The organism is Modestobacter sp. VKM Ac-2983 (assembly GCF_026967885.1).
Lineage (GTDB): Bacteria > Actinomycetota > Actinomycetes > Mycobacteriales > Geodermatophilaceae > Modestobacter.
This window is the reverse complement of the sequence record NZ_JAPVBK010000002.1, coordinates 193,581-217,602: the sequence shown is the minus strand read 5'-3', so window position 1 is coordinate 217,602 and position 24,022 is coordinate 193,581. Positions and strand designations below refer to the sequence as shown.

Genomic DNA, 24,022 nt, shown 5'->3' with positions numbered 1-24,022 from the left:
GGTGCGGGGCGTTCGGCGTTCAGCTGACGGCCACCGCACCGCCGGAGACGGGCACCAGCTCCACCCAGGTGTTCCCCGGGGCCAGCCGGACCGGGTTGCCGTCGGCTCCGCGCAGCACCACGCGCTCCCCCACGTCGCTCTTGACCCAGGTGGCGGCGACCGTCTTCCCCCCGGTGGCGACCAGGGCCTCGCCGTCGGCGACGAGCACGGTCTCCGGCACCGCGTTGCCGGCCGGGTCGCGGGTCGCGGTCGCCCGGACGACGACCCGGAGGACGACGACGTTGGTGGCGCCCAGCCGGGCCCCGCCGGCCTCGACGGCCGGGGTGCTCCCCTCGGACCGCAGCCACCGGGCGTCCGACGGGCTCCAGGTCCACTGCGGGTGGCTGACCCCGGAGAGGGTCAGCGCCAGGTTCGTCGCCGGCGTGCCGGCGGTCACCGCGGTCGCCTGGTCCACCGTGGCGGCCAGGTCGAACTGGGAGGGCGGCGCCGCCTGGTGGGCGGGGTCCGCCTGGGCGAGGAAGAGCAGCGGATCGGCGTGCACGTTGTGCGGGGCCGCGCGATCGGTCGTGCGGGAGAAGCCGCCGGCGCCGGCGTCGTTGCTGAGCACCTGCAACCCGGCGTCGGCCACCGCGCCGACGTAGCCGGCCAGGCCACCGGAGAAGGCGAACAGGCCGTGCAGCGGGGCGGCGATCGCCGGGTCCATCGGGCGCACGGACCGGATCGGCCCGATCTGTGCCGGCACGTGCGAGTGGTAGACCGCGACGTAGCGGGTGATGCCGCCCTCGACGACCTGCTCCCACACCAGGTCGGCGGCGCCCAGGCCGGTCTGCGGCCGGGCCGCGACGGAGTTCTCCACCTTCACGGCGAGCGCGGGGCGGGGGTCGACCGGGCCGCTCTCCAGCCCGGTGAGGGGCCAGAGCACCGGCGGAGGTGGCGGCGGAGGAGGGGGCGGCGGCGTCGCCGTGGTGCTCTCCGCGACGGCCGTCGTCCCGGTCGAGCCGCCACAGGCGGCAGCGCCGGCCAGGGCCACCCCCACCAGCAGTGCTGCCGCGAGGGAGCGGTGGGCGCGGCGCCGGGTCGCCCGGCCGGCGTCGGCGGAGGAACGGCGAGTGGCCACGGCGGGTGCTCCAGCGTCGGGGGGGTGCGGCCGCCCGGCGGGCGGTCGGGCCACCGTAGGTCGGTGCGGAGCCCTGATCGGGCTCCGCAGCGCCGACGCACCAGGCGGTGCGTCCCCCTCGCCCCACGGGCCTCAGCCCGGGGTCGGGACCGGGTGCCGGCCCGCCTCAGTCGCCGCTGTAGGCGGCGACACCGAAGTGCTGCTCGCCGCCCTCGTCCTCCTGGACCAGGACGGTGTACGCCTGGCCACCGATGACGGCCGCACAGGTGTCGCCGTCGCACTCCACGGTCTCGACGGTGGCGCCCTGGCCACCGACGACCGCGACGAACGCGGCCTCGGTGTCGGCGTTCGCGTCGTCGGCCTGCTGGTGGTACCAGGACAGCCCACCGATGGCGAGGGCCGCGACGATGACCGCGACCAGCACGGTGATCAGCGAGGTGGTGTGCCGGCTGACGAAGCCCGGCTCCTGCTCCTGCTGGACGGTGCCGTCGTCCACGGGCACGACCGGGGTGGCGCCGGGCTGGGCCGGGACCTCCTGCGTGGGGTCGGCCGAGGTGGTGCTGTCGGTGCTCATCTGGTGCGTGCCTCGTCTGTTCCGGAATGGGACGCCGTGGGGCCGTCCGTGGTGGCCGGCAACGGCGCCGACCAGGTCAGCGCCGAACAGTGCCACATCTCCCGACGCCGACTTGCGGTGTGTCGCCACGCCGTGTGTTCGTTCGCGCCCGATCCGCCGATCTGTTCGGACCCGCCGTCGTCACCTGCACGTTCGTCGTCGACACCGCACCGACATGCGGAACCAGACCGGCTCGGGACCGCCGGCGGGCTCTCGACGCGGACGCGGGACGGTGCCTAGGTTGCCGTCACCGGCCGCCGCACGGACCTGCGGCCGCTTCCCGGAAGGACGTCCATGTCGCGCCGCGCCCGCCGATCCGCCCTCACCCTGGGCACCGCCGCCGCCACCTTCGCCGGCTCGGTGCTCCTGGCCGCACCGGCCGGCGCCGGGGGCAACCCGCACCCCCACGGCTTCGCCCAGCGGGTCTCCACCGAGGAGGTCGCCGCGCACCTCGCCGCCTTCCAGGAGATCGCCGACACCCACGGCGGCAACCGGGCCAGTGGCACGCCCGGGTACGACGCCTCGGCCGACTACGTGCAGCAGCTGTTGGAGGAGGCCGGCTACCAGGTGGAGCGGCAGTACTTCGACTTCGTGGCCTCGTCCACGACGGCCCAGGCGCTGACCGTGGCCGGCGCCGCGGTCGACGTCATCGCGATGGAGTACTCGCCGTCGGGCACGGTCACCGGGGCGCTTTCGGCGCTGGCCGCCGACGACGCGACGCCGGGCTGCGAGGCCGCCGACTACCCGGGGACGGTGGCCGGCACCGTCGTCCTGGTCTCCCGCGGCGCCTGCTCCTTCACGACCAAGCAGCAGCTGGCCACGGCGGCCGGCGCCGCCGGGGTCCTCGTCTACAACAACGTCCCCGACGAGCCGCTGAACGGCACCCTGGGCGAGGTCGTCACGGGCGCCCCGGCCGGCGGGCTCACCCAGGCGGCCGGGCAGGCGCTGCTCGGCCAGGTCGGGCAGCAGGCCACCCTCGACATCCAGGTCGAGGTCACCGAGACCGCCACCTCCAACGTCATCGCCCAGACCCCCTCCGGCGACACCGAGAACGTGATCATGCTCGGCGCCCACCTGGACTCGGTCCCCGACGGCCCCGGCATCAACGACAACGCCACCGGCTCGGCCGGCATCCTGCAGACCGCGCTCGAGCTCGCCGAGGTGAAGCCGACGCAGAACGCGGTGCGGTTCGCCTGGTGGGGTGCGGAGGAGTCCGGGCTCGTCGGCTCCTGGGAGTACGTCGAGTCGCTGACCGAGGCCGAGCGCGGGCAGATCGCCGGGTACCTCAACTTCGACATGATCGGATCGCCCAACCACGTCATCGGGGTGTACGACGCCGACGAGTCGACGTACACCGCACCCGTCGCGGTGCCGGAGGGGTCGGCCTCGCTGGAGCAGGTCTTCACCGGCTACTTCGACCGCACCCGGCAGCCCTGGGTCGACACCGAGTTCTCCGGCCGGTCGGACTACCAGGGCTTCATCGAGTACGGCATCCCGGCCACCGGGCTGTTCACCGGCGCCGACGACATCAAGACCCCCGAGGAGGTCGCCCTCTTCGGCGGCACCGCGGGGATCCCGCACGACCCGAACTACCACTCCCCCGCCGACGACCTCAGCAACGTCGACCTGACCGCGCTGGGCATCAACAGCCAGGCCATCGCCTTCGCCACGCTCTCGCTGGCTCAGGACCCGACCCCGCTGGACCTGACCGACGACCACCCGGGCAAGGGCAAGGGGAAGAGCAAGGGCCAGGGCAAGGGCGGGGACCGCGGGCAGGGCAACGGCGGCGACCGGAGCACCGACGTGGCGGCCTGACCTCCGCTGCTCCACCTGCGGGGCCGGACACCAGCTGGTGTCCGGCCCCGCTGCCGTCCCCTCCCCCGTCGCGTCCCGCCCGCTCGTGTCCCGTCCGGTCGTGGCAGCCGGTCGCGGGGGGATAGCGTGCGGGAGCCGCCGCTCCTGGACGGCCGGAGGAGGCTGCCGCATGACGATCACCCGGTCCGACGTCCGGCACGCGGCCGCCCGGATCGCGCCGTTCGTCCGGCGGACACCGGTCGTCGTCCTGGCCGGCTCCGGCCTGGGGCTGCCGCACGACGTCGTCGTCAAGCTCGAGCAGCTCCAGCACTCCGGGTCGTTCAAGGCGCGCGGGGCGTTCAACACGCTGCTGTCCGCCGACGTCCCGGCCACCGGGGTGATCGCCGCCTCCGGCGGCAACCACGGCGCCGCCGTCGCGTACGCCGCCCAGCGGCTCGGGCACCGGGCGACGATCTTCGTCCCCGCCGCAGCACCGGAGGCGAAGCTGGCGCGGATCCGGCGGTACGGCGCCGACGTGGTGGCGGTCGGCCGCGACTACGCCGAGGCGTACCGGGCCAGCGCCGAGGAGGAGTCCCGCACCGGGGCGCTGCGGGTGCACGCCTACGACCAGCCGGAGGTGGTCGCCGGGCAGGGCACGGTCGCCGCCGAGCTCAGCGAGCAGGCGCCCGACCTGGACACGGTGCTCATCGCCGTCGGCGGCGGCGGGCTGATCGCCGGCTGCGCCAGCTGGTACACCGACAGCCTGCGCGTGGTCGGGGTCGAGCCGGAGCGGGCGCCGACGCTGCACGCCGCACGGGCGGCCGGGCACCCGGTGGACGTCGAGGTGGGCGGGCTGGCCGCCGACGCCCTCGGTGCCCGCCGGCTGGGCGCCATCGCCGCCGAGGTCGCCGACCGGTACGTCGACGAGGCCGTGCTGGTGCCCGACGAGGCGATCCGGGAGGCCCAGCGGCTGCTCTGGGAGGAGCTCCGGGTGCTCGCCGAACCCGGCGGGGCGACGGCGCTGGCCGCCCTGCTGTCCGGCGCGCACGTCGCTGCCGCCGGGGACCGGGTGGGCGTCGTGGTGTGCGGGGCGAACCTGGACCCGGCGTCCTGGTCGGTGCTGCCCGAGGCGGGGGTCTGACGTGCCGGTCCTGCTGCGCGGCCTCGTCCTGCCCGTCCTCGCCGACCCGGTGCCGCGCGGCGCGGTGGTCGTCGAGGACGGCGTCATCACCTACGTCGGCCCGGCATCCCGGGCCCCGCACCTGACCGGGGAGGTCACCGAGGTCGACGCCGGCGACGGCGCGGTGGTCCCGGGGATGATCGACGCCCACGTGCACCTGGTCGCCGACGGCGCCGCCGACTTCGCGGGTTCGGTGGTGCGGTCGAGCACCGAGCAGCTGGCGGCGCGGGCCGCGGCCAACGCCCGGCGCACCCTGGCCGCCGGCACCGTCGCGGTGCGTGACCTGGGCGCCCCCGACGGGATCGCGATCTCCCTCGGTCAGCAGGTCGCCGCCGGCCGGGTCCCCGGTCCGGAGGTCACCGCGGCCGGCCGGGCGCTCACCGCCCCCGGCGGCCACATCCCCTACCTCGGCGTCGAGGTCCAGGGGCCCGCGGAGCTGGCCGCCGCGGCCCGGACGGAGCTCACCGCCGGCGCCGGTGGCGTCAAGCTGGTCGCCACCGGTGGCGTGCTCACGCCGGGGTCCGCCCTCGGCAACGCCCCCTTCGCCGAGGACGAGCTGGCCGCGGCGGCCGCCGTCGCCCGGGCACAGGGCCGGTGGGTCGCCGCGCACGCCATCGGCCACGAGGGCACCAAGCGGGCGCTGCGCGCCGGGGCGACCAGCGTCGAGCACGGCTACCTCCTGGACGACGAGACGGTCGCGCTGATGGCCACGACGGGCGCGGTGCTGGTGACCACCCAGGTCGCGGTGGCCCGGATGCTGCGCAACCGCGACCTGGTCGACCCGGCCGTGGTGGCCCGGGCCGAGGAGATCCGGGACGTGGCCGTCGCCTCGCTGCGGCGCGCGGCCCGGGCCGGCATCCCGATCGCCGGGGCCAGCGACGCCGGCACCCCGTTCAACCCGCACGGCGGGGTCGCCGAGGAGGCGGCGCTGCTGGTCGCCGACATCGGGCTGACGACGGCGCAGGCGCTGCGGGCGGTCACCGCCACCGCGGCCTCCTGCCTGCTGCGGCCGGACCTCGGGCACCTGTCGGTCGGCGCCCCCGGGCACGTCGTGGTCACCGGCGCCGACCCGCTGGACGACGTGACCGCCCTGACCGACGTCCGCACCGTCGTCCTCGGCGGCCGGCTGGTCGACATCCCGGAGAGGACGACATGACCGACACGCCCACGATCTCCCTGCCCACCCCACCCCCGCCGGGGGCGAACTACGTCCCGGCCCGCCGGCACGGCGACCTGCTCTTCATCGCCGGCCAGCTGCCCTTCGTCGACGGGCGGCTGCCGCGCACCGGGAAGGTCGGTGACACCGTCGACGTGCCCGCGGCCGCAGAGCTGGCCCGGCTGGCGGCGCTCAACGGGCTGGCCGTGGCCGACGCGCACCTCGGCTCGCTGGCCGGCGTCTCGGTCGTGCAGGTCACCGTCTTCGTCGCCAGCACCCCCGACTTCACCGAGCAGCACCTGGTGGCCAACGGCGCCAGCGACCTGCTGATCGAGGCGCTCGGCGAGCGGGGCCGGCACGCCCGCACCGCCGTCGCCGCCCCGGTGCTGCCGCTGGACACCCCGGTCGAGGTGCAGCTGGTGCTGGGGGTCGAGGCCCCGTGACCGCCGTGCACGTCGACGAGCAGCTGCTGAACACCTACGTCACCGAGCTGGGCGCCCTCGGCGAGACCCCCGACGGCATGTACCGGTTCGTGTACGACGAGGCCTGGCAGCGGGCACGGGACGCCCTGCTGCGGTGGATCGAGGAGGCCGGCCTGGAGGGCCGGGTCGACGCGGTGGGCAACGTCTTCGGGCGGTTGCCGGGCTCCGGCGACGGCGTCGTCCTCACCGGGTCCCACGTGGACACCGTGCCCTCCGGCGGCAAGTACGACGGTGCGCTCGGCGTCGTCGGCGGCCTGGCGGCGCTGGCGGCGCTGCGCGCCCAGCACGGCACCCCCACCACGACCCTCGAGGTGGTCGCGCTGTGCGAGGAGGAGAGCAGCCGCTTCCCGGCCAACTTCTTCGGCACCCGCGGGATGCTCGGCCTGATCGCCCCGGACGAGCCCGACCGGCTCCGCGACCGGGACGGCGTGCTGCTCGCCGACGCCATGCGGCAGGCCGGCCTGGACCCGGCGGCGGTGGCGAGCGCGGAGCGGCACGACCTCCGCGCCTTCCTGGAGCTGCACATCGAGCAGGGCCGGGTGCTGGCCGACGAGGGCGTCGACGTGGGGCTGGTCGAGGTCATCCCGGGCATCGCCTGGGAGACGGTCACCGTGCACGGCCGTCAGGACCACGCGGGCGCGACGCCCATGGACCTGCGCCGCGACGCCCTGCAGGCGGCGGCGCAGATGGCGCGGGAGATCACCACCGCGGTCGAGCAGGAGGGCCGGCCCGCCGTGGTCACCACCGGGCGCTGGACCGTCGAGCCCGGGCAGCCGAGCATCGTGCCGGGGCTGGCCCGGTTCTCCGTCGACCTCCGGCACCCCGACCTCGGGGTCCGGGACCGGCTGCTGGACACGGTGCACCGGATCTGCACGGCCGTGGCCGAGCGGCACGGGGTCGAGGTGGACGTCGTCCGGGACAAGGACGAGGAGCCGGCGACGATGGACGCCGACCTGCTGGAGGTGCTCCGCGGCTCGGCCGAGGCGTGCAGGGCGAGCTGGCGGCGGATGCCCAGCGGCGCCGGTCACGACAGCCAGCTGATGGCCTCCCGGGTGCCGACCGCGATGGTCTTCGTGCCCAGCGTCGAGGGCCGCTCGCACACCCCCGCCGAGTACACGTCACCCGCCGACTGCGCCCGCGGCGCCTCCGTCCTGGCCACCGCCCTCCACCGCCTCGCCTGGTGACCCCCGGTAGGGGCCAAGATCGCGCTTTTGGCCCCTACCGGGTCAGGCGGTGGGGACGGCGGGGCCGGTGTCGGGGAGCTCGTCGCGGTGGACGACGCCGTCCTTGACCACCAGCACCACCCGGCCGGTCGCGGTGATGTCGGCGACCGGGTCACCGTCGACCACGATCAGGTCGGCCAGCTTGCCGACCTCCAGCGTGCCGAGCTCGTGCGCCAGCCCGAGGTTCTCGGCGGCCCCGCGGGTGGCGGCGATGATCGTCTGCATCGACGTCAGGCCGTGCTGCACCATCAGCGCGAGCTCGCGGGCCAGGTCGCCGTGCGGGTTGAACGGCGTGCCGGCGTCGGTGCCGGCGGCGATCTTCATCCCCGAGGCGACCGCGGCGGCGAAGCTCTCCCGCTGCTTGGCCGCCTCCCGCTCGGCCTTGTCGACCACCCACTCGGGGATGCCTGCGGCCATGCCGTTCCGGATGATGCCGTCGACGGCGAGGATCGTCGGGACCAGGAACGTGCCCTGCGCGACGGCGATGTCCAGCAGCTCGTCGTCCAGGTAGAAGCCGTGCTCGATCGAGTCGATGCCGGAGATCAGCGCGTTGTGGATGCCGGACCGGCCGATGGCGTGGGTGGTGACCCGGCGGCCGGAGTTGTGCGCCTCCTGGGCGACGACCGCGAGCTCCTCGGGCAGCAGCGCGGTCTGGGTCGGTGACACGCCCGGGGTGAGCACGCCGCCGGTGGCCATCACCTTGATCACCGCTGCGCCGGCCTTGATCTCCGCGCGGGTGGCCTTACGCACCTCGTCGGGGCCGTCGGCCTCCCGGCCGATGAAGTGCCCGTGCCCGCCGGTCATGGTGATCACCCGACCGGCCGCCTGGACCCGCGGCCCCGGCACCAGGCCGCGGTCGATCGCCTTGGCCAGCTCGACCACCACGTCGTCGGCCGCCCCGCAGTCGCGCACGGTGGTCACGCCGGACATCAGCGTCTCCACCGCCCCGGCGGCCGCGCGCAGGGTGGCCAGCGGCACCGTGTCGCCGGCGGTCTGGGCCATCAGGTCGGGGGCGCCGTCGGCGGTCAGGTGCACGTGGCAGTTGATCAGTCCGGGCAGCACGGTGCGGCCGCCGCCGTCGATGACGTTCTCCGGGGCGGTGCTCGGCGCATCGGTGACCGGGCCGATCCAGGCGATCCGGCGGCCTTCGACCACCAGCGCCTGCCCGGGGACGGGTGCGGAGCCGGTGCCGTCGACGACGGTGACGTTGCGGAGCAGGAAGCTGGCGGGGGTCATGCGATGCCTTCCGGTCAGAGGATCAAGCGCCCGTACAGCGCGAGGTCGACGTTGCCGCCGCTGGCGATCGCGACGACCCGGGTGCCGGCGGGCAGGTCCAGCACGCCGGTCATCAGCGCCGCCAGCGGGGCGGCGGCCGAGGGCTCCAGCAGCAGCTTGGTGCGGGAGACCGCCAGCGGCAGGGCCCGCAGGATGTCCTCGTCGCTGACCGTCACCACCCGCTCGACGAAGGCCTGCACGTGGTCGACGGTGACCTGCCCGCTCATCGGCGCGGCCAGGCCGTCGGCGATGCTCCGGGCGGCGGGGTGCCGCACCGGCCCGCCAGCGGCCAGGCTGCGGGTCATCACGTCGGCGGTCTCCGGCTCGACCCCGATCACCCGGACCCCGGGCGCCAGCCGGGCCAGCGCCGCGGCGACCCCGGAGATCAGCCCGCCCCCACCGACCGGCACCAGCACCACCTCGGCGTCCGGCACGTCCTCGGCGATCTCCAGCCCGACGGTGCCGGTACCGGCGACGACCGCGGGGTCGTCGAACGGGTGGACCGGCACCCGGCCGGTCTCGGCGACGGTGGCGGTGTAGACGTCCAGCAGGTCGCCGTCGGTGAGGACGACGTCGGCCCCGTACGCCCGGCAGGCGGCGATCTTCGCCGGCACCGCGGTCGTCGGCATGACCACCGTGCCCGGCACCCCGACGCTGGCCGCCGCGTAGGCGACGGCGGCCCCGGCGTTGCCGGCCGACAGCGTGATCACCCCGCGGGCGCGCTGGTCGGGCGGCAGGGACAGCACCTTGTTCAGCGCCCCGCGGGCCTTGAAGCTGCCGGTCCGCTGGAACAGCTCGGCCTTGAGGTCCAGCCGCACCCCCCACAGCTCGCCGAGGCTGGTGGAGCGCAGCACCGGGGTGCGGTGCACCCGGTCGGTGAGCCGCGCCGCCGCTGCACGGATGTCGTCCAGGGTCACCAGGGCCGGGCCGGTCGTCTGCACGCCCGCGGTCATCCGGCCGGCCCGTCGACGGTCCGCATCCGCGGGTCCAGGGCGTCGCGCAGGCCGTCGCCGAGCAGGTTGAAGGCGAGGATGGCCAGGAAGATCGCGATCCCGGGGAACGTCGTCAGGTGCGGGGCGCTGAAGATGAACTGGCGCCCCTCCCCCAGCATCGTGCCCCACTCGGCGGTGGGTGACTGCACGCCCAGCCCGAGGAAGCCCAGACCGGCGGCGAGCAGGATGCTCACCCCGATGCTGAGCGTGCCGTGCACCAGCACCGGGGTCAGCGAGTTGCGGAACACGTGCCGGGTGATGATCCGCAGGTTGCTGGCGCCCAGCGCCCGCGCCGCCTCGACGTAGGGCTCCTCGCGCAGGCTGAGCACCGAGGAGCGCACCAGCCGGATGATCACCGGGATCACGCTGATCCCGACCGCGATGATCACGTTCTGCAGGCTGACGCCCAGGACGGCGACCAGCGTGAGCGCCAGCAGGATGGAGGTGAAGGCGAACATCATGTCGGCGAACCGGGAGATCGCCAGGTCTGCCCAGCCGCCGTAGTAGCCGGCGATCATGCCCAGCGGCACCCCGATGACCAGGCCGATCGAGACGGCCAGGACGCCGATCAGCAGCGAGATCCGGGCGCCGTACATCAGCCGGGTGGCGATGTCCCGGCCCAGCTGGTCGGTGCCCAGCCAGTGCTCGGCCGACGGCCCCTGGATGGCGACCGACAGGTCCTGCGCGTTCGGGTCGTAGGGCGAGATCAGCGGGGCGAAGATCGCCAGCACGACGAACGTGACGATGATGCCCAGCCCGATCATCGCCGGCGTGTGGTGCCGGAACCGGCCCCATGCCCTCATGACGCGGCCCTCATGCCGTGGCTCCCATCGTCAGTACCGGATCCGCGGGTCGACGACGACGTAGAGCACGTCGACGATCACGTTGAGCAGGATGAACGCCGCCGCGTAGACCAGGACGATCCCCTGGACGACGGCGAAGTCGCGGGCCCCGATCGAGTCGACCAGCAGCCGCCCGATGCCCGGCCAGCCGAACACCGTCTCGGTCAGCACCGCGCCCCCGAGCAGGGCGCCGAACTGCAGGCTGATCACCGTCAGGATCGGGATGAACGCGTTGCGCAGCCCGTGCCGGACGATCACCGTGAGCGGCGGTGCGCCCTTGGCCTCGGCGGTGCGGACGTAGTCCTGGCCGAGCACCTCCAGCATGCTGGCCCGGGTCATCCGGGAGATCAGCGCCGTGGAGAAGGCGGCCAGCGTCACCGCGGGCAGCACGATGCTCAGCGGCTCTCCGCTGCCCGCGGCGGGCAGCCAGCCCAGGGTGACGGCGAACAGCAGGATCAGCAGCAGGCCCAGCCAGTAGACCGGCATGGACACGCCCATCATCGCCACGCTGGAGATCACGTGGTCGACCATCGAGTTGCGGCGGACCGCGGCGACCACCCCGGCGGTGACCCCGGCGATGGTGCCGATGATCGTGGCCACGATCGCCAGGAGCAGCGTCGCCGGCAGCCGGACGCCGATCTCGGTCGCCACCGGCGCCGAGGTGCGCGCCGAGGTGCCCAGGTCACCGGTGAGCACGCCGGTGATGAACGACCAGTACTGCGCCAGCAGGGAGTCGTCGAGCCCGAGCTCGGCCCGGAGCCGGGCGACCTGGTCCTCGCTGGCGTTCAGCCCAGCGAGGACCCGCGCGGGGTCACCGGGCAGCACGCGCAGCATCAGGAAGATCAGGATCGACACCCCGAAGAGGGTGATCAACGACAGCAGCAGGGTGCGCACGATGTGCGCGGCGGTGCCCTTCATCCCCGTCCTCTCCCGTACCCGGACCGGCGGTTCGCGTGCACCGCCGGGCGGTGGCCGCCCCTGCCGGAAGGCAGGGGCGGCCGTCCGTTGGTGGTCAGTTCGCCGGCCGGGCGTACATGGCGTCGAACTTCTCGACCGGGGTGGCGCTCACACCGGTGATGTCCGCGTCGTAGACGATCGGGAACGACTGGGTCCACAGGAAGATCCACGGGGCGTCGTCCCAGATGATCTGCGAGGCGTCGCAGTACAGCTGCTCACGGGTGTCCGGGTCGGTCTCCACGTCCGCCTGGGCGAGCAGCTCCTCGACCTCGGGGTTGGTGTAGAACGACGTCGCCAGGCCCGACGGCGGGTGAGTGGCCTCGCGGAACATCTGCATCTGGAAGTCGGCGTCCAGGTAGGCCGGGGCCCAGCCGAGCAGGTGCGCCTCCGGTGTGTTCTCCGTGACCGGCGCGTTCACCCGGGCGAGGAACGACGGGAAGTCACTGGTGGAGACGGTGACGTCCAGCCCGGCCTCACGCAGGTAGCCGGCGATCGCCTCGGCCGCCTGGGCGTCCTGCACGTACCGGCCGCTGGGGGTCAGCAGCTCGATGCTCGCCCCGACCGCCCCGGCCTCCTCCAGCAGCTGCCGGGCCCGCTCCGGGTCGTACTCGTAGGAGCCGGTCTCGCAGTAGCCGAACAGGCTGGGAGCCATCGGCGCATCGAGCACCTCGGCCGCGCCGAACAGGACGTTGTCGATGATCGCCTGCTTGTCGACCGCGTAGTTCAGCGCCTGACGCACCCGCGGGTCCTGCATCACCGGGTCGGTGTTGTCCAGCGCGATGAAGATCGTGCGGTCGCTCTCGGCCAGCAGCACCTCGACGTCGTCGTTGGCCTGCAGCGACTCGATGTCGGAGACCGGCGGCAGGATGATCATGTCGACCTGGCCGGCGAGCAGCAGGCTCTCCCGGGTCGCCGCCTCGGGGACCACCCGGAAGACGACCGTCTCGTAGTACGGCTCCTCGCCCCAGTAGTCGTCGTACTTGGTGACGGTGACGCTCTCCCCGGCGGTGTACTCGTCGAAGACGTACGGGCCGGTGCCGACCGGCCGGGTGTACTCCTGGTAGCTGTTGCCCTCCGCGTCGACCGAGGTCGGGGAGATGATCCCGGCCACCGTCGCCGACAGTGCGCTCACGAAGCCGGGCGAGGGCTGGCTGAGCTGGATCTCGACGGTGTTCTCGTCGACCGCGGTGGCCGACTCGAAGGCCGCGAAGGCCGCGCCCTGCGGCACGGTCAGCTCCGGGTCGGTGATCCGCTCGAGGTTGTAGACGACGGCCTCTGCATCGAACGGCGTCCCGTCGTGGAACGTCACGCCCTCGCGCAGCTCGAAGGTGATCGTCTGGCCGTCCTCGGAGACCTCGTAGGACTCGGCGAGCAGCCCTTCGATCTCGTTCTCGTCGTTGATCTCCACGAGCGTCTCGACCACGTAGTCGACCATGTTGGAGACGGTCGTCGTGGTCTGTCCGGCCGGGTCGAAGGTGTCGGGGTCGATGCCCACGGCGATGGAGAAGGTGGAGTCACCGCCCTCCCCGTCGGCTGCGGGCGCTTCCGGGTCGCTGACACTGCAGGCGCTGATCAGCAGGCCCAGAGCCGCGACGGCGGCCATGGACCTGATCCGGGAGGGGCTGCGTCGTGCTCGGGTCGTGTTCATCGGCTTCCGCTCTGACGAGGTGGCACACAACGGGACGGACGGTGGGACGGTGTCGTCGGCGACGACGGGGCTGGGGGCGACGGGGCCGGGAGCGAGGCCGGGCCGGTCACGCGATCACCGGCTTGACCTCGGCGAAGTGGCAGGCGCTGGGGTGGCCTGAGCCGGCGCGGTCGATCAGCGCCGGCTCCTCCTCGGCGCAGATCTGCTGGGCCTTGGGGCAGCGGGTGCGGAAGTTGCAGCCCGACGGCGGGTTCGCCGGGCTGGGCACGTCGCCGGTGAGGATCATCCGTTCCCGGCTGCCGCGCTTGGTCGGGTCCGGGATCGGCACCGCCGACAGCAGCGCCTGCGTGTAGGGGTGCGTGGGGCGGGCGTAGATGTCGGCCCGGTCACCGATCTCCACGATCTTGCCCAGGTACATCACCGCGACCCGGGTGGAGATGTGCCGCACCACCGACAGGTCGTGGGCGATGAAGACGTAGGCCAGGCCGAGCCGGTCCTGCAGCTCCTGGAGCAGGTTGACCACCTGGGCCTGGATGGAGACGTCCAGGGCCGAGACCGGCTCGTCGAGCACCAGCACCTGCGGGTCCAGCGCCAGCGCCCGGGCGATGCCGATCCGCTGCCGCTGCCCGCCGGAGAACTCGTGCGGGTACCGGCTGGCCTGCTCGGCGCTGAGCCCCACCGACTCCAGCAGGTCGTCGACCTTGGCGCGCAGCTCGCTGCCGGAGGCCAGGCCGTGGATCTGCAGCGGCTCGGCGACGATGCCGCGCACCGTCATCCGCGGGTTCAGCGAGGTGTAGGGGTCCTGGAAGACGAACTGCATCTCCCGGCGGACCGCCTTCATCTGCGCCCGGCCGAAGCCGGTGATGTCCACGCCCTTGAAGTGCACCGAGCCCGACGTCGACTCCAGCAGCTTGACCAGGGTGCGGCCGGTGGTGGTCTTCCCGCAGCCGGACTCCCCGACCAGGCCGAGGGTCTCCCCCGCGGTGAGCGTGAAGCTCACGCCGTCGACGGCGTAGACCGTGCCGACCTGGCGCCGGGTGACCCCGCCGCGGATCGGGAAGTGGGTCTTGAGGTCGGTGACCCGGAGGATCTCGGTGCCGTGCGCGGCGCGGGTGTGCAGGTCCGCACGCTCGCCGGTCTGCTCCTGGGCAGCGCCTCTCGACGGCATGGCGACGGAGCTCATGCGCCGCCGCTCCCCAGCCGGGCGCCCATCTCGCGGTACACGACGGCCATCTCGGCGGGGACCTCCTCGGTGAAGTGGCAGGCGGCACGCGCGCCGTCGCCGGTGTCGTAGAGCGGCGGCACCTCGGTGCGGCAGCGCTCGCGCCCCTTGGAGACCCGGCAGCGCGGGTGGAAGGAGCACCCGGGCGGCAGGTCGATGAGGTTCGGCGGCGCGCCGGGGATCGGGTCCAGCCGGGCCAGGTCGACGTCCAGCCGGGGCAGGCTGCTCATCAGGCCGAGCGTGTACGGGTGCCGGGGTGCGGCGAAGATCGAGAAGACGTCGGCGACCTCGACCACCTTGCCGCCGTACATGACCACGACCCGGTCGGCGTGCTCGGCGATCAGGCCCAGGTCGTGGGTGATGAGGATGGTGGCGGCGTTGGTGCGCTCCTTCGCCGTCTTCAGCACGTCGAGCACCTGGGCCTGGATCGTCACGTCCAGGGCGGTGGTGGGCTCGTCGGCGATGAGCACCTTCGGGTCGTTGGCGATCGCCATGGCGATCATCGCCCGCTGGCGCATGCCGCCGGAGTGCTCGTGCGGGTACTGGTCGACGCGGCCCTCGGGGTTGGGCACGCCGACCATCGTCAGCAGCTCCACCGCCCGGGTGCGGGCGGCGTCCTTGCTCATCTTCTTGTCGTGCAGCCGGAGCGCCTCGGAGATCTGCGCACCGACGGTCAGCACCGGGTTCAGGCTGGTCATCGGGTCCTGGAAGATCATCCCGATCTCGCTGCCGCGCAGCCGGCGCAGCTCCTTGACCGGCATGGTCAGCAGGTCGCGGCCCTCGAAGAGGATCTCGCCCGCGGTGATCCGCCCCGGCGGGCTCTGGATCAGGCCGAGGATCGACATCGCCGTGACGCTCTTGCCGGAGCCGGACTCACCGACCACGCCGAGGGTCTCGCCGGGGAACAGGTCCCAGCTGACGTCGTTGACGGCCCGCACGACGCCGGCGGGGGTGACGAATTCCGTCGTCAGGCCCCGGATGGAGAGAACAGGACTGCTCACAAACAGCGCCTCCTCGACCGATCAGTGGATGAAAGCTAGGTCACTGTGACGGGATTTGGGTGACGACCGTGTCACGACGGTGAGTCCATGCGCTCCGTGTGACCGGCCTCACACTCGGTGTGGTCGGAGGGGAGACTAGCGCCCGCCGGGCACCGGATCGGACCAGACGTCCATCCGCACCGTGCCGGTCGCGCACCCCTCGACGTCGAGCAGGTGGCCCATCCGCTTGACCGCCCGCAGCACCACCAGCCGATCGACCACGACGACGTCGGGCACCACGTGGGCCAGCTCCTGCTCGAAGCGGTGCACCTCCTCCAGCGAGGCGAGCCAGGCGACGACGAGCAGGCTGGGCGTGCCCGCGAGCGTCGTGGACAGCCGCACCTGGCGCAGCCGGCCCAGCCGGGCGGCGGCGTCGTCGAGCCGCCCGGCCGGGGCGTCGGCCGACAGCACGACCATCACCGGCAGCCCGGCCAGCGGTGCGGCCACCTCGGTCCGCATCAGCACCGCGCCGGAGCTGATCAGCCGGTCGACCCGGCGGCGCGCGGTCGGCTGGCTGATGCCGGTCGCTGCGGCGAGCGCGGCGTAGGACGCCCGGCCGTCCTCCCCCAGCGCCGACATCAGCTCCCGGTCGACGTCGTCGAGCACGGTCGGGCGGGTGAGGTGCGGTGGCCCGCCGCTGCTTCCGGTCGACGGCAGCACGCCGAGGCGCCAGGTGCTGCCCTCGGCGTAGAGCCGGGTGGCGATCCGCGCACGGGTGCCGGTGACCCCGGGCACCCGGTCCAGCCGCTCCAGCAGGTAGCGCCCGAGGGTGGGCAGGTCGACGGCGGCCACGGTAAGCATCAGGTCCCGGCCGCCGGCGGTGATGTCCACCGAGAGGGCGTGCGCATCACCGGCGAGCTCGCTGGCGACCCGGGTCTTCTCACTCGGCAGGCAGGTCACGTCGACGTAGGCGAGCACCTGCGCGTGGTGCGACCCCGGGCCGGGGGTGCCGGTGACCCAGGCGGCGCCGGTGGCGCGCAGCCGCTCCCACCGCCGGGACGCGGTGACCGCGTTGGTGCCGACCATCGCCGCGACCTCGGTCCACGGGGCCCGCGGGTCGCGCTGCAACGCCTCGACGAGAGCCAGGTCGTCCTCGTCCAGCACAACCGATCGGGTCACTTCAGGCACCTCTCGTGACGGATGACTGCAAATCCTGTCGGAGAACGTGCGGAACTCCTAACGTCCCGCCCACCGATCCGAAGGAGGGCACGTGATCCGGTCAGGCGCGCTGCGCGAGGACGCCCGTGCGATGCAGGATGAGCTGGTGCAGCTGCGGCACGCGCTGCACCGGCGGCCCGAGGTGGGGCTGCAGCTGCCCTGGACGCAGGAGACCGTGCTCACCGCCCTGGACGGCCTCGGCCTGGAGGTCAGCACGGGCGCCGGGCTGACGTCGGTGACGGCGGTGCTGCGCGGTGGCCGGCCCGGTCCCGCGGTGCTGCTGCGCGGTGACATGGACGCCCTCCCGGTGCAGGAGCAGACCGGGGTGGAGTTCACCAGCGAGGTCGACGGCACGATGCACGCCTGCGGGCACGACCTGCACACCGCGATGCTGGTCGGCGCCGCGCGGCTGCTGAGCGCACACCGGGAGTCCCTCGCCGGGGACGTCGTCCTGATGTTCCAGCCGGGCGAGGAGGGCTGGGACGGCGCCGGGCACATGCTGCGCGAGGGCGTGCTGGACGCCGCCGGGTCGCGGGTCACCTCGGCCTACGGGATGCACGTGATGTCGGCGATGAGCCCCCGCGGGGAGTTCACCACCCGCCCGGGCACGCTGATGGCGGCCAGCGACGAGCTGCGGGTGACCGTGCGCGGGAGCGGCGGGCACGGCTCGGCCCCGCACCTGGCCCGCGACCCGATCTCGGTGGCCGCGCAGCTGATCGGCGACCTGCAGACGATGGTCACCCGGCAGTTCGACGTCTTCGACCCGGTGGTGCTCACCGTCGGCCTGTTCGCCGGCGGGACGAAGCGCAACATCATCCCCGACGAGGCGACGTTCCAGGCCACCGTGCGCACCTTCTCCGCCGAGGCCCGGGAGCGGATGCGGGTGGCCTCGGTGCGGCTGTGCGAGTCGGTGGCGGCCGGCTACGGCCTGGAGGCCGAGGCGCTGTACCTGGAGGAGTACCCGGTGACGGTCAACGACCCGACGCACACGGCGTTCGCCGCCGGGGTCGCCCAGGAGGTCTTCGGCGACGAGCGGTACGCGCCGAAGGTGTTCCCGCAGTCGGGGTCCGAGGACTTCTCCCGGGTGCTGGCGGAGGTGCCCGGCTGCTACCTGTTCCTCGGCGCCGCGGTGGGTGAGGACCACGCCGCCGCCCCCAACAACCACAGCCCGCGGGCGCAGTTCAGCGACGAGGTGCTCGCCGACGGCGCGCTGCTGCACGCCGAGCTGGCGGTGCGGGCGCTGGCGCGCGACGCGGCCGCCTGACCGGACCGCAGACAGACGTACGCCCCGCCCCCGGTCGACCCAGGGCGGGGCGTACGTCTGTCTGTGGCCGGCCGGCGCTGCTCCGGCCGACCGCTGCTACTCGGCGGCCTCGGAGAACGAGGCGTCGACGTAGTCGCTCTCCGGCAGCGCCTCCTCGTACTCCAGTGCGCCACCCTGCATCCAGATCCGCTCCATGGCGGTGAGCTGGTCGGGCAGCGGGGCCAGGTCGGGCAGCCAGGTGTAGAGCGGCACGGCGGCGACCTCCTCGGCGGTCTGCCCGGTCGCCTCCCCGATGATCCCGAGGTTCTCCTCGGAGTACCGGTCCTCGCCCTGGAGGTCCTTGGCGGCGCGCGCGAGCGCGTCGAAGAACGGCTGGGCCAGGTCGGACTCGGCGAACTCCTCGCCGTAGATCACACCGGTGCCCGAGGTGCCCGACGGCGGCACCCACAGCGACGTGCCGGTGCCGTCCTCGATGGCCATCGTGGAGAACGGGGCACTGATCAGCCCGGCAGCGATGCTGCCGTTGGCCACAGCGGTCGGCATGTCCGGGTTGCCGAGGTTGACCAGGTTGACGTCCTCGAGCGACAGCCCCTCCTCCTCCAGTGCGAGGGCCAGCAGGTAGGCACCGGTACCACCCGCACCACCGGCCGCGCCGATCTCCCGGCCGGCCAGGTCGCCGGCGTCGGTGACCTCGCCGGACTCGACGAGCGAGGTGGCGGCGACCAGGTCGGTGGGCGACTCCGCACTGCCGTCCGAGACGCCCATCGAGCCCACCACCTTGACGTTCAGCCCGCTCTGGATGGCGGAGAACATGCCCGCGGAGAAGCCGGCGGCGACGACGTCGAGCTGACCGGCCGACGCCAGCGGCACGGCGTCCTGACCCGACTTCACCGTCTGCAGGTTGATGTCGATGCCCTCGTCGGCGAAGTAGCCCTTGGCGTCGGCGACGTACAGCGGAGCGAAGATCGGCAGCTGCACGTACCCGACGTCGACCGTCTGCAGCTCACCACCCTCGCCGCCGGCCGCGGCATCGGTGTCGGTGTCGGCTTCCCCCGACGAGCAGGCGGTCAGTGCGATCCCGACGGTCGCGGTGAGCGCGAGCAGCTTGGTGTTCCTCATGGCTTCGTTGCCTTTCTCTTGGACCCGCCAGCGTGCTTCCAGGGGAGCAGCGCCTTCTCGAGCAGGATGATCAGACCGGTGGCGATCGCACCGAGGAGGGAGACGGCGATGAGGCCGACGAACATCTTCTCCGGCTGGAAGAGCTGCCAGGAGTTCCAGATCAGGTAGCCCAGGCCGTCGTTGGACGCGACGAACTCGACGGCGGTGATGACGATGACCGCCATGCCCGCCGAGACGCGCAGGCCGGTCATGATGCTGGGCAGCGCGCCGGGCAGCAGGACGTAGCGGAACAGCTTCCAGCCGCTGGCCCGGTAGGCGCGGGCGGCCTCGATGATCCGCGCGTCGATCTGGACGATGCCGGCGAGGGTGTTGATCTGCACGACGAAGAACACCGAGATCGCGACCGACAGCACCTTCGGCGTCTCGGTGAGCCCGAAGACCAGCAACAGCAACGGGAGGATGGCGATCTTGGGCAGCGCGTAGAGCGCGGTGAACGTCGGCCCGAGGGCGGCGCGCAGTGGGCGCCAGACGCCCATCAGCAGGCCGGCGAGGACCCCGAACACCGAGCCCAGCACCAACCCGGCGACCAGCCGGCCGACCGTGGCGACGGTGTGCGTCCACAGCTCACCGCTGAGCAGCATCTCCCAGCCGCGCTGGGCGATCTGGGTCGGCGGCGTGAACAGCCGGGCGTCCAGGACGCCGGTGCGGGCGGCGATCTCCCAGAGCACCAGCAGGGCGATCGGCGTGAGCACCGCCAGCAGCAGGTCGCGGGCCTTGAGCCGCCGTTCCCGGCGGAAGTCCCGCTGCATCGCCCGGTCGAGCTCGGCGGCTCCCGCGGCGTTCGGGTCGGCCACCGCGGAGGCACCGACGGGACGGGGCGTGGTGGTGGTCATGCGTACCTCACAGAGAGCTGGACCTCGTCGCGGAGCGACTCCCAGATGGACTGCCGGGCCTGGGCGAACTCGGAGGTGCCCTCGATGGCGACGTCCCGCGGTCGGCTGAACGGGACGTCGATGACCTCCTTCACCCGCCCGGGGCGGGCCGACATCATCACGATCTGGTCGCCCAGCAGCAGGGCCTCCTCGATCGCGTGGGTGACGAGCACGACGGTCTTGCGCTCGGCTTCCCACAGCCGCACCAGCAGCTCCTGCATGAGCATCCGGGTCTGCGCGTCCAGCGCGCCGAGCGGCTCGTCCATCAGCAGCGAGGGTGAGCCGGTGGCGAAGGCCCGGGCGATGGCGATGCGCTGCCGCATGCCGCCGGAGAGCTGATGCGGGTAGGCCTGCTCGAAGCCGGTCAGGCCCACCTCGGCGATCCAGTGCCGGGCGTGCTCTTCGCGCTCCTTCTTGCCGACGTTGGCCATGTGCTCGCCGAAGGCCACGTTCTGCAGCACGTTGAGCCACGGGAACACACCGTGCTCCTGGAAGACGAAGGCCGACTTGGGCACCGCGCCGGCCTCGAGGTGGTCGGTCACCTCACCGGAGGTCGGCGTCTCCAGCCCGCCGAGGATCCGCAACAGCGTGGACTTCCCACAGCCGGACGGGCCGACGATGCAGGTGAACGAGCCGGTACGGAAGTCCAGGTTGATGTCGCTGAGCGCGTGGACGTTGCCGTGCCGGCCCACGAACGCCTTGGAGACGCCGCGGGTGGTGAACGCGGGGCGGCCGACGTCGGCCGACGTCGTCGTCGTCTGGGTCATGACTGCTCCTCTGTGCGGGTCTGGCGGGGTGATGGTGCCTGGCCCGTTCCGCCGCCCGTCATCGGCCGCCGTCCACGGGCGCGTCGGGCGGGGCGAACGTCGGCGGGGCGGGCGAGCTGAACACCCCGCCGATGGAGCTCCGGTTCCACTCCTCGTCCGCGCCGGGGGTGGCGAGGACGTCGGCGGCGTACGGTTCGGCGTCGTCCCGGGGCTGGAAGCCGATGGCCCGGCCCCCCGCCGGGGAGAGGTAACCGCGGGTGTTGGCCGAGACCCCCCACACGATGCGGAACCCGGTGGTGCTCGGGGCGAGTGCTGCGGCCAGCAGCCGGACGGCGTCGGCCGGCGAGAGCCACGTGCTGAGCATCCGGGAGTCCCTGGGCCGGTCGGTGCGGGAGGCGATCCGCAGGCAGACCACGTCCAAGCCGTAACGGTCGGCGTAGAGGCTGCCGAGCGCCTCGACAGCCGCCTTGGTGACCCCGTAGAAGGTGTTCGGGCGCACCGGGACGTCATCCGGCACCATCGCGCCGGCCGGCGGCACCGGAACGAAGCCCGCCGCGTGGATGGAGCTGGCGAGCACGGCCTTGCCGATGCCGAGCCGGCGCGCGGTCTCCAGCACCGCCTGGGTGCCGTCGACGTTGGCACTGAGCAGGGCCGGCCAGTCGTACTCCAGCGGGATGCCCGCGAGGTGGACGACGGCGTCGCAGCCGGCCATCGCCGCGGCGAGCTGCTCCCGGTCGGTGACCTCGGCGCGCACCCAGGTGCACCCGGACAGGGGCTCCGCGGGAAGCCGCAGGTCGATGCAGACGAGCTCGTGCCCCAGCTCGAGCAGCCCGGGGAGGACGTCGGTGGCCAGACTGCCGGCGGCGCCGGTCACGGCGATCCGCAGGGGGGCGCTCACAGCAGCGCTCCCTGCTTGGTGAGGAGCTCCCGGACGGCGGCGGTGTCGTGCCGGTCCAGGTCGGCGTGCACCACGGCGGCGGCCCCGCAGGCCTGCCCGGTGGCGAACGAGGTGCCCATCACCCGCAGCGAGGAGTAGGCCCGCGGGTCGGAGCTGACCAGCCGCCCCCCCGCCCAGAGGTTGTCGGTGTCCGCCGAGCACAGCGCGCCGTAGGGGATGTCGTACCAGCCCTTGTCCCGGATCCCGCCGTAGACGGTGAGGCCCGGGGTGGCGTGGTCCTCCATCGGCCATCCGCACCGGGCGACGCCGTCCTCGGGGCGACGCCGCCCGGTGGTCACGTCGTCGGCGACGACGGTCTCCACACCCGCCAGCCGACGGGACTCCCGGATGCCGATCTGGGGGCCGGTGGCAGCCAGGTAGCTGTCCTGCCAGCCGGCCAGGCCCTGCTGGAAGGCGTGCAGGTACTGCCAGCTCAGCCGACGGGCGGTGGTCTCCGCGGCAGTGAGCTCGTGGACGTCGAGGACGTCGCGGTGCTGGTCGGCCAGCAACAGCATGACCTCCCGGGACAGCGGCATCCGGACGGCGACGCCGCTCTCCCGTGGCAGTTGCGCCCCGCTCCGCTCCCGGTAGGCGAGCACCGCGGTGCTCAGCGCGCCGGCGGAGAGGTCGGCGTCCTCCGCCACGCCACCCACCCGCATCACCAGGGTGCTGGCCTGCCGGGCGGCGACGTCCGAGACCTGCACCCCGGCGCCGGCGGCGACCAGCAGCACGCCGTCGCCGCTGCAGTCGACGAAGGAGCGGCCGGTGACCGTCTCGCGGCCACCGCGGTGGTCGATGGTCACGTCGGTGACCCGCCCGCCGGCCACGGAAGCGGCGATGACCCGGCTGTGCAGCAGCAGCGTGACGCCGGCATCGGTGACCAGGTCGTCGTAGACGCTCTTGGTGGTCTCCAGGTCCAGCAGCACGACCGTGTTGCCCGTCGCCGGGAAGGTCTCGGTCTGGTAGAGGTCGCGGGCTTCCAGCCGGTCGAGCACCTGCTGGCCCACGCCGCCCACCACCTGGGTGCGGGTCTGGTCGAAGAAGCCGCAGTGCGTCAGCACCGAGCTGGCGGTGGCCGCGCCACCGAGGAAGCCGTACTGCTCGATCAGGCAGACCGTCGCGCCGGCATCGGCTGCACTGACGGCGGCGCCGATGCCGGCCGCTCCCCCGCCGACCACAACCACGTCGAAGTCCACGTCTCGCCTCTCGTCCGGGGTGATGCGCTCGGCGGCCGGCGCGGTCGGGCGCTCGCGCGCTGCTCGCTCCAGGTCGGCGCCGGCCCGCACTGTGGTGCGGCTCACTGCGCGGTGTTGATGTTGTCCGCAGGCGGGGTAGACCGCAAATGCCTGTTCCGCAGCCCTCCGATGCCCCTCAGGCATACCATCGACTGGTGGAGCTGCGACATCTGACCTACTTCGCCCGGGTCGCCGAGGCCGGGTCGGTGAGCGGTGCCGCGGCGATGCTGCACATGACCCAGCCCTCGCTGAGTCGGCAGATCGCCGACCTGGAGCGGGAACTGGGGCACCGGTTGTTCGAGCGGACGGCTGACGGGATGGTGCTCACCGCGGCCGGCCGGGGCCTGCACGAGCACGTGGCGGTGGTGTTCGCCCAGCTGGAGCGGATCCCCGAGGTGGTGCGCACCTTCGGAGCCGGGCAGGAGATCGTCCGGCTGGGGCTCCCGCCGGGGGTGCCGCACGAGTGGTTCCTGGCGGTCATCGCCGCGCTGGAGGCCTCCCTGCCGCACGTCGCGCTCTCCCTTGTCGAGGCCAGCAGCGACGAGCAGCAGAACCTGCTGCGCAACGGGCTGATCGACGTCGGCCTGCTGCACGTCCAGCCGCCGGACCTCGGCTGCGCCCCGGTGCTCACCCAGGAGCTGGGCGTCGCCGTGCCGCCGGACTCCCCCCTGGGTGACCGCCCGTCCATCCGGTTCTCCGACCTCGACGGGCGCCGGGTGATGGCACATGCCTCCGGGGAGATCACCAGCGAGGAGGCGCGGCTCCGGTCGGCGTCGGCCGCCGCCGGCGTGCACACCCACTGGATGTTCCGGCGGTTCTCCGTGCACAGCGAACTGATCGCGGTCAGCTCGAAGGTCGAGGCAGCGCTGATGACCGAGGCGTCGGCCCGGCGCAACCTCTCGGGCTGGCGGTGGGTGCCGTTCATGGAGCGGGACGCCACCGGTCGCGACCTCGCCGTCGTCACCTGGGCCGCCTGGCGCCCGCCGGCCCGAGCCACCACCACCACACTGGTCCAGGTGCTGGGCGCAACGCCCTGGTCGCCGGGCTGACTGCGCCCGCCCCGCCCTGC

At 73.4% G+C, this 24,022-nt stretch carries 22 protein-coding genes; 7 read left to right on the top strand and 15 right to left on the bottom strand.

Annotation, left to right across the window (positions count from 1 at the left end):
• Nucleotides 1–19 precede the first annotated feature (19 nt).
• Together O2W18_RS07475 and O2W18_RS07470 are read right to left on the bottom strand one after the other, a co-directional pair.
• Nucleotides 20–1,117: a DUF3048 domain-containing protein gene (locus O2W18_RS07475; RefSeq protein ID WP_269186921.1), complete on the bottom strand. Its 1,098-nt coding sequence runs from the start codon at nt 1,115–1,117 to the stop codon at nt 20–22.
• A 166-nt stretch (nt 1,118–1,283) separates the two neighbouring features.
• Nucleotides 1,284–1,691 carry a hypothetical protein gene (locus O2W18_RS07470; protein WP_269186920.1) on the bottom strand — a complete coding sequence of 136 codons (408 nt, stop codon included), beginning with the start codon at nt 1,689–1,691 and terminating at the stop codon, nt 1,284–1,286.
• Between the two features lie 333 nt (nt 1,692–2,024).
• Here O2W18_RS07470 and O2W18_RS07465 point away from each other — a divergent pair, with 333 nt between their 5' ends.
• From O2W18_RS07465 to O2W18_RS07445, 5 genes are all read left to right on the top strand, one after another.
• The gene (locus O2W18_RS07465) at nt 2,025–3,545 is read left to right on the top strand and encodes a M20/M25/M40 family metallo-hydrolase (RefSeq protein ID WP_269186919.1); all 1,521 of its coding nucleotides are present in this window, start codon (nt 2,025–2,027) and stop codon (nt 3,543–3,545) included.
• Between the two features lie 169 nt (nt 3,546–3,714).
• Entirely contained in the window at nt 3,715–4,665 is a 951-nt protein-coding gene (locus O2W18_RS07460) for a threonine/serine dehydratase (protein ID WP_269186918.1), read from the top strand.
• A 1-nt stretch (nt 4,666) separates the two neighbouring features.
• Nucleotides 4,667–5,860, top strand: coding sequence for an amidohydrolase family protein (locus O2W18_RS07455; RefSeq protein WP_269186917.1), 1,194 nt, complete (start codon nt 4,667–4,669; stop codon nt 5,858–5,860).
• On the top strand, nt 5,857–6,303 hold the full coding sequence (locus tag O2W18_RS07450; RefSeq protein ID WP_269186916.1) for a RidA family protein: 447 nt from the start codon (nt 5,857–5,859) through the stop codon (nt 6,301–6,303). Before O2W18_RS07455 ends, O2W18_RS07450 begins: the two co-directional genes overlap by 4 nt.
• Nucleotides 6,300–7,526: a M20 family metallo-hydrolase gene (locus O2W18_RS07445; RefSeq protein WP_269186915.1), complete on the top strand. Its 1,227-nt coding sequence runs from the start codon at nt 6,300–6,302 to the stop codon at nt 7,524–7,526. Before O2W18_RS07450 ends, O2W18_RS07445 begins: the two co-directional genes overlap by 4 nt.
• Nucleotides 7,527–7,568: 42 nt before the next feature.
• Here O2W18_RS07445 and O2W18_RS07440 read toward each other — a convergent pair whose 3' ends face one another.
• The 8 genes from O2W18_RS07440 to O2W18_RS07405 form a co-directional block, all read right to left on the bottom strand.
• Entirely contained in the window at nt 7,569–8,801 is a 1,233-nt protein-coding gene (locus O2W18_RS07440; protein WP_269186914.1) for a metal-dependent hydrolase family protein, read from the bottom strand.
• A gap of 14 nt (nt 8,802–8,815) precedes the next feature.
• A complete protein-coding gene (locus O2W18_RS07435) occupies nt 8,816–9,781 on the bottom strand; it encodes a threonine/serine dehydratase (RefSeq protein WP_269186913.1) in 966 nt (321 codons plus the stop codon).
• Nucleotides 9,782–9,789: 8 nt separating this feature from the next.
• A complete protein-coding gene (locus tag O2W18_RS07430) occupies nt 9,790–10,635 on the bottom strand; it encodes an ABC transporter permease (protein ID WP_269186912.1) in 846 nt (281 codons plus the stop codon).
• A gap of 30 nt (nt 10,636–10,665) precedes the next feature.
• On the bottom strand, nt 10,666–11,592 hold the full coding sequence (locus tag O2W18_RS07425; RefSeq protein ID WP_269186911.1) for an ABC transporter permease: 927 nt from the start codon (nt 11,590–11,592) through the stop codon (nt 10,666–10,668).
• 94 nt (nt 11,593–11,686) lie between these two features.
• Nucleotides 11,687–13,234: an ABC transporter substrate-binding protein gene (locus tag O2W18_RS07420; protein WP_269186910.1), complete on the bottom strand. Its 1,548-nt coding sequence runs from the start codon at nt 13,232–13,234 to the stop codon at nt 11,687–11,689.
• A 151-nt stretch (nt 13,235–13,385) separates the two neighbouring features.
• Nucleotides 13,386–14,462, bottom strand: coding sequence for an ABC transporter ATP-binding protein (locus O2W18_RS07415; RefSeq protein WP_269186909.1), 1,077 nt, complete (start codon nt 14,460–14,462; stop codon nt 13,386–13,388).
• A complete protein-coding gene (locus O2W18_RS07410) occupies nt 14,459–15,502 on the bottom strand; it encodes an ABC transporter ATP-binding protein (protein WP_269186908.1) in 1,044 nt (347 codons plus the stop codon). Before O2W18_RS07410 ends, O2W18_RS07415 begins: the two co-directional genes overlap by 4 nt.
• 135 nt (nt 15,503–15,637) lie before the next feature.
• Nucleotides 15,638–16,660: an Lrp/AsnC family transcriptional regulator gene (locus O2W18_RS07405; RefSeq protein ID WP_269186907.1), complete on the bottom strand. Its 1,023-nt coding sequence runs from the start codon at nt 16,658–16,660 to the stop codon at nt 15,638–15,640.
• 91 nt (nt 16,661–16,751) lie between these two features.
• On the opposite strand from O2W18_RS07405, the gene O2W18_RS07400 reads away from it, so the two are divergent.
• A complete protein-coding gene (locus O2W18_RS07400) occupies nt 16,752–17,963 on the top strand; it encodes a M20 metallopeptidase family protein (RefSeq protein WP_269186906.1) in 1,212 nt (403 codons plus the stop codon).
• A 96-nt stretch (nt 17,964–18,059) separates the two neighbouring features.
• On the opposite strand, the gene O2W18_RS07395 is transcribed toward O2W18_RS07400, so the two are convergent.
• Genes O2W18_RS07395 through O2W18_RS07375 form a run of 5 tightly spaced genes read right to left on the bottom strand, consistent with a single transcriptional unit; the run spans nt 18,060 to nt 23,019 of the window.
• Entirely contained in the window at nt 18,060–19,082 is a 1,023-nt protein-coding gene (locus O2W18_RS07395; protein WP_269186905.1) for an ABC transporter substrate-binding protein, read from the bottom strand.
• Nucleotides 19,079–19,975 (bottom strand): ABC transporter permease, encoded by an 897-nt coding sequence (locus tag O2W18_RS07390; RefSeq protein ID WP_269186904.1) that lies wholly within the window; start codon nt 19,973–19,975, stop codon nt 19,079–19,081. The genes O2W18_RS07395 and O2W18_RS07390 overlap by 4 nt, the downstream gene beginning before the upstream one ends.
• On the bottom strand, nt 19,972–20,781 hold the full coding sequence (locus O2W18_RS07385; RefSeq protein WP_269186903.1) for an ABC transporter ATP-binding protein: 810 nt from the start codon (nt 20,779–20,781) through the stop codon (nt 19,972–19,974). Before O2W18_RS07385 ends, O2W18_RS07390 begins: the two co-directional genes overlap by 4 nt.
• A 58-nt stretch (nt 20,782–20,839) precedes the next feature.
• Nucleotides 20,840–21,679: an NAD-dependent epimerase/dehydratase family protein gene (locus O2W18_RS07380; RefSeq protein WP_269186902.1), complete on the bottom strand. Its 840-nt coding sequence runs from the start codon at nt 21,677–21,679 to the stop codon at nt 20,840–20,842.
• A complete protein-coding gene (locus O2W18_RS07375) occupies nt 21,676–23,019 on the bottom strand; it encodes an FAD-dependent oxidoreductase (protein WP_269186901.1) in 1,344 nt (447 codons plus the stop codon). The genes O2W18_RS07380 and O2W18_RS07375 overlap by 4 nt, the downstream gene beginning before the upstream one ends.
• An 89-nt stretch (nt 23,020–23,108) precedes the next feature.
• Here O2W18_RS07375 and O2W18_RS07370 point away from each other — a divergent pair, with 89 nt between their 5' ends.
• A complete protein-coding gene (locus O2W18_RS07370) occupies nt 23,109–24,002 on the top strand; it encodes a LysR family transcriptional regulator (protein WP_269186900.1) in 894 nt (297 codons plus the stop codon).
• The last annotated feature ends 20 nt before the right edge of the window (nt 24,003–24,022 follow it).